A 5,060-nucleotide genomic window follows, 5' to 3' on the forward strand; every position below is an offset into this window, starting at 1 on the left:
GGGACGAGCTGGCCCGGGCGGCCGGGCTGCCGCTCGGCCCGCGCGGCGGGGTGCTGGTCGACGCCGCCTGCCGGACCGCCGACCCACGGATCTGGGCGGTCGGCGAGTGCGCGGCCGTGGACGGCACCTGCCACGGCCTGGTCGCACCGGGGTACGCGACCGCCGAGGTGGTCGCCGACCGGCTGCTCGGCGGGGCGGCCACCTTCCCGGGCGCGGAGACCGCTACCAAGCTCAAGCTGCTCGGCGTGGACGTGGCCTCGTTCGGCGACGCGCACGGGGTCACCCCCGGCTGCCTGGACGTCACCTTCACCGACCCGGCCACCCGCTCGTACGCCAAGCTGGTCCTCTCCGACGACGCGCGGACGCTGCTCGGCGGCGTGCTGGTCGGCGACGCGAGCGCGTACCCGACGCTGCGGGCGAGTGTCGGCGGTCCGCTCCCCGCTCCCCCGCTGGCGCTGCTCGCGCCGGCCGGCGGCGCGGGCGCCGGGGCGGGTGCGCTGCCCGCCGCCGCGCAGGTCTGCTCCTGCAACGCGGTGACCCGGGCCGACCTCGACGCGGCGATCGTCGGCGGCGCGACCGACGTGTCCGCGCTGAAGGCGTGCACCCGGGCCGGCACGAGCTGCGGCTCCTGCCTGCCGATGCTGAAGCAGCTGCTGGAAGCGGCCGGGGTGAAGCAGGCCACCGCGCTCTGCGAGCACTTCGACGCCAGCCGGCAGGAGCTGTTCGACCTCGTCCGGGTCCGGGGCATCCGGACGTTCTCCCGGCTCATCGCCGAGCACGGGCGGGGGCGCGGCTGCGACATCTGCAAGCCGGTGGTGGCCTCGATTCTCGCCTCGCTCGGCACCGGGCACGTGCTCGACGGCGAGGCGGCGTCCCTGCAGGACACCAACGACCACTTCCTGGCCAACCTGCAACGCGACGGCAGCTACTCGGTGGTGCCCCGGATCCCCGGCGGGGAGATCACCCCGGAGAAGCTGATCGTGATCGGCGAGGTGGCCCGGGACTTCGGGCTCTACACCAAGATCACCGGCGGGCAGCGGATCGACCTGTTCGGGGCCCGGGTCGAGCAGCTCCCGCAGATCTGGCGCCGGCTGGTCGACGCCGGCTTCGAGTCCGGCCACGCGTACGGCAAGGCGCTGCGGACGGTGAAGTCCTGCGTCGGCCAGACCTGGTGCCGGTACGGGGTGCAGGACTCGGTCGGGCTGGCCGTCGCGCTGGAGCTGCGCTACCGGGGCCTGCGCGCCCCGCACAAGCTCAAGTCGGCGGTCTCCGGCTGCGCCCGGGAGTGCGCCGAGGCGCGCGGCAAGGACTTCGGGATCATCGCCACCGAGACGGGGTGGAACCTCTACCTCGGCGGCAACGGCGGCTTCCGGCCCCGGCACGCCGACCTGTTCGCCACTGATCTGTCCACCGAAGCGCTGATCCAGCTGATCGACAGATTCTTGATGTATTACGTCCGGACCGCGGACCGGTTGCAGCGCACCGCCGCCTGGATCGAGGCGATGGACGGCGGCCTCGACCACCTGCGGGCCGTCATCGTGGACGACTCGCTCGGGCTCTGCGCCGAACTCGACGCGGCCATGGCCCGGCACGTCGCCTCGTACTCGGACGAGTGGCGGGACGTGCTGGAGGACCCGGCACGCCTGCGCCGGTTCACCTCCTTCGTCAACGCGCCCGACGTGCCCGACCCGTCCATCACCTTCGCGGTCGAGCGCGGCCAGCCGGTGCCCGCGCCGGGCGGCGACCGCCGCCGGCCGATCGCCCTCGGCCTCCCGGAGGTACGCCGATGAAGACCCTGGACTGGACGCCGGTCTGCCCGCTGGACCGGCTCGACCCCGACCGCGGGGTGGCCGCCCTGGTGGACGGCGTGCAGGTCGCGCTCGTCCGGACCGGCGGCGAGCTGTACGCCGTGGACAACCTGGACCCGGTCGGCGGCGCGTACGTGATGTCCCGGGGCATCGTGGGCAGCCGGGGTGGCGTGCCGACCCTCGCCTCGCCCCTGCACAAGCAGGTCTACGACCTGCGTACCGGGCGGTGCCTGGACCTGCCCGGGGTGGCGCTGCGGCGACACGAGGCGCGCTGCCGGGACGGGCTGGTCGAGGTGCGGTTGCGGCAGGAGGAGTGATGCGGGACGAACTGGCCGGCTTCACCATCGGGGTGACCGCCGACCGGCGGCGCGACGAGCTGGCCGCGCTGCTGCAACGGCGTGGCGCGCGGGTGGTGCTGGCCCCGGCGCTGCGGATCGTGCCGCTCGCCGACGACACCGACCTGCGCGAGGCCACCCGGGCCTGTCTCGACCGCCCGCCGGACGTCCTGATGGCCAACACCGGCATCGGGATGCGCGGCTGGCTGGAGGCGGCCGAGGGCTGGGGCCTGGCCGAGCCGCTGCGGGGCGTGCTCCGCCGGTCCTACGTGGTGGCCCGGGGCCCGAAGGCGACCGGCGCGATCCGGGCCGCCGGCCTGCGGGAACACTGGTCGCCGGCCTCGGAGAGCTGCGACGAGGTGATCGACCACCTGGTCCGGCGGGGCGTGGCCGGCCAGGTGGTCGCCATGCAACTGCACGGCGAGCGGCAGCCGGAGTGCACCGAGGCGCTGGAGGCGGCCGGGGCCACCGTGATCGAGGTGCCGGTCTACCGGTGGGCCCCGCCCACCGACCCGGCCCCGCTGCACCGGCTGATCGACCTGGTGGCGGGGCGGTTGGTCGACGCGGTCACGTTCACCTCCGCGCCGGCCGCGGAGGCGCTGCTGCGGGCGGCCGGGGACCGCACCGAGACGGTGCTGGCGGCGCTGCGGGGGGACGTGCTGGCCAGCTGCGTCGGTGCGGTCACCGCCGAGCCGCTGGTGCGCCGCGGGGTGCCGGTGACCGCACCGACCCGGGCGCGGCTCGGCGCGCTGGTCCGGACGATCGTCGACGAGTTGCCCCGGCGGACGGTGAGCGTGCAGGCGGCCGGGCACCTGCTGACCCTGCGTGGGCACGCCGCCGTGGTCGACGGGGAACTGCGGCCGCTCGCCCCGGCACCGATGGCGGTGCTGCGGGCGCTCGCCGCGTCGCCCGGCAGGGTGCTCTCCCGTACGGCGTTGCTGCGTACCCTGCCCCGGGGCGCGGACGAGCACGCGGTGGAGATGGCGGTCGCCCGGCTGCGGGTCGGGCTGCAGGCCCCCCGCGTGGTGCAGACCGTGGTCAAGCGCGGCTACCGGCTCCGGGTCGACTGAGACCGCCGCCCGGGGCCGGCGCGGGCCCGCGGGCGAGCGGCGGTCAGCCGACCGGGGCCGCGAAGCCGTGCTCGGCCTGGAGCCGGAGCATGGCGTGCTCGACCACGGTCACCAGCACCTGCTTGACCGAGTCGCGCTGCCGCGCGTCGCACAGGACCAGCGGCACGTCCGGCGAGATCGCCAGCGACTCGCGGACCTCCTCCGGCTCGTACTGCGGCGCGCCGTCGAACCGGTTCAGCGCCACCACGTACGGCAGGTTCCGGTTCTCGAAGTAGTCCAGCGGGGCGAAGGCGTCGGTGATCCGCCGGGTGTCCACCAGGACGGCAGCACCCACCGCCCCCCGGATGATCTCGTCCCACATGAACCAGAAGCGGGTCTGGCCCGGCGTACCGAAGAGGTAGAGGATCAGGTCCTCGGCCATGGTGATCCGGCCGAAGTCCATGGCGACCGTGGTGGTCTCCTTGCCCGGCACCTTCGACGGGTCGTCGATGCCCACACCGGCGGCGGTCATCAGGGCCTCGGTGGTCAGCGGTTGGATCTCGGAGATCGCGCCGACCAGGGTCGTCTTACCCACGCCGAAGCCGCCCGCGATCACGATCTTCGCGGAGATGATCTCCCGGCTGCGGCTCGCCCCGGCGGGGTCATAGTTCGCGAAGTCCACTCAGCACCCTTCCAAGCAGGTTCATCCGCGCCGCGAAGCCCGTCGCGGGAGCGGCAGTGTGTAGCGTCAGCAGGCCCTCGGCCACCAGGTCGGCGACCAGCACCCGGGTGACGCCCAGCGGCATCCGGGTGTACGCGGCGATCTCCGCCAGCGACTGCGCCCGGCCCTCGCAGACCGTGGCGATGCGGTACTTGTCGTGCCCCGCGAACCGCGCCTCCGCGCACTGGGTGGCGGTGCAGGACAGCACCGCCTCCAGCGCGATGTTCTGCAGCGGCTCGGTGCGGCCACGGGTGACCGCGTACGGTCGCACCAGCGCACCACGCGGATCCCGCCGTGGTTCCATCTCGCGATCACCTCCCTCCGTACGGAGCCGGGCCGGCTCCGGATCACCCAGTCACACCGAACGCCCGGTCAGGACCGGACAGCGTCCCGCGGCAGCGGGGACAGGGCCTGGCCGACCCGTTCCACCAGCAGCGCCATCTCGTAGCCGACCTGTCCGACGTCGCAGCTGCGAGCGGCCAGCACGGCCATCGACGAGCCGTCGCTGATGGACATGAGGAAGAGGTATCCGCTGTCCATCTCGATCACCGTCTGGAGCACGCCACCGGCGCTGAACATCCGGGCGGCCCCTTCGGTCAGACTCACCACGCCGGAGGTGATCGCGGCGAGCTGGTCCGCCCGGTCCGCGGGCAGGTCCCGGGAGGAGGCGAGCAGCAGCCCGTCCGCGGACACCGCCACCACGTGGGCGATGCCCGCCACGCTGTCGGCGAAGTTGGTGAGCAGCCAACCCATGTCCTGCATGGCCGCTGGCCTGTTCATCGGTTCGTCTCCTTGGTCGAGGTGCTGTTGAGGTCCGCGCCGGCCGTCCGACCCCGCTGCACACCGCGGTGGTAGGCCGACAGCAGGCCGCGTACTTCGTCCGGCGTGCGCCGGCTACTGGCCCGCGCGCCCTTCGGCTCGATGCCGCCGGGCACGAGCTGGGCCTGCGGCACCCGCTTGGGCAGGCCGGAACGGGTGGTGCCGCCGTTGGTGGGCTCCGCCGCCCGGCTGGCTCGCGACCAGCCCTCGTCGGCGGCCGTGCGCCAGGCGTCCGCGCCACCCGTCGGCGTCGCCGCCGGCGGGGGTACGGGGGCGGCGGGCGGCGGGGACGGCACCGCCGGCGGAGTGTACGGCGGTGGCGTGGGCA

Annotated in this window: 6 protein-coding genes and 1 pseudogene; 3 read left to right on the forward strand and 4 right to left on the reverse strand. The window is 74.5% G+C overall.

What is annotated here, in order from left to right:
- The 3 genes from nirB to ACWEVO_RS29730 form a co-directional block, all read left to right on the forward strand.
- Positions 1-1,790 (forward strand): nitrite reductase large subunit NirB (gene nirB, locus ACWEVO_RS29720; RefSeq protein WP_452310787.1); only part of this gene is annotated, 1,790 nt, incomplete at its 5' end.
- The gene (gene nirD / locus ACWEVO_RS29725; protein ID WP_452310788.1) at positions 1,787-2,125 is read left to right on the forward strand and encodes a nitrite reductase small subunit NirD; all 339 of its coding nucleotides are present in this window, start codon (positions 1,787-1,789) and stop codon (positions 2,123-2,125) included. The genes nirB and nirD, both read left to right, overlap by 4 nt.
- Positions 2,125-3,213, forward strand: coding sequence for a uroporphyrinogen-III synthase (locus tag ACWEVO_RS29730; RefSeq protein ID WP_452310789.1), 1,089 nt, complete (start codon positions 2,125-2,127; stop codon positions 3,211-3,213). The genes nirD and ACWEVO_RS29730 overlap by 1 nt, the downstream gene beginning before the upstream one ends.
- Positions 3,214-3,256: 43 nt before the next feature.
- Here the strand turns inward: ACWEVO_RS29730 and ACWEVO_RS29735 are convergent, their stop codons facing one another.
- From ACWEVO_RS29735 to ACWEVO_RS29750, 4 genes and pseudogenes are all read right to left on the reverse strand, one after another.
- Positions 3,257-3,874, reverse strand: a complete 618-nt coding sequence (locus ACWEVO_RS29735) for a GTP-binding protein (RefSeq protein ID WP_452310790.1) — start codon at positions 3,872-3,874, stop codon at positions 3,257-3,259.
- The gene (locus ACWEVO_RS29740; protein ID WP_123242835.1) at positions 3,855-4,217 is read right to left on the reverse strand and encodes a DUF742 domain-containing protein; all 363 of its coding nucleotides are present in this window, start codon (positions 4,215-4,217) and stop codon (positions 3,855-3,857) included. The genes ACWEVO_RS29735 and ACWEVO_RS29740 overlap by 20 nt, the downstream gene beginning before the upstream one ends.
- 68 nt (positions 4,218-4,285) lie before the next feature.
- Positions 4,286-4,693, reverse strand: a complete 408-nt coding sequence (locus tag ACWEVO_RS29745; protein WP_046567138.1) for a roadblock/LC7 domain-containing protein — start codon at positions 4,691-4,693, stop codon at positions 4,286-4,288.
- A pseudogene (locus tag ACWEVO_RS29750) lies at positions 4,690-5,060 on the reverse strand (ATPase); the annotation flags it as partial. The pseudogene ACWEVO_RS29750 and the gene ACWEVO_RS29745, both read right to left, overlap by 4 nt.

It is taken from the genome of Micromonospora sp. NPDC003776, from assembly GCF_053605645.1.

What these genes read in the sequence shown, in the direction of transcription:
- nirD (WP_452310788.1), top strand. Translation starts at nt 1,787, where the DNA reads ATGAAGACCCTGGACTGGACGCCGGTCTGCCCGCTGGACCGGCTCGAC.
- ACWEVO_RS29730 (WP_452310789.1), top strand. Translation starts at nt 2,125, where the DNA reads ATGCGGGACGAACTGGCCGGCTTCACCATCGGGGTGACCGCCGACCGG.
- ACWEVO_RS29740 (WP_123242835.1), bottom strand. Translation starts at nt 4,217, where the DNA reads ATGGAACCACGGCGGGATCCGCGTGGTGCGCTGGTGCGACCGTACGCG.
- ACWEVO_RS29745 (WP_046567138.1), bottom strand. Translation starts at nt 4,693, where the DNA reads ATGAACAGGCCAGCGGCCATGCAGGACATGGGTTGGCTGCTCACCAAC.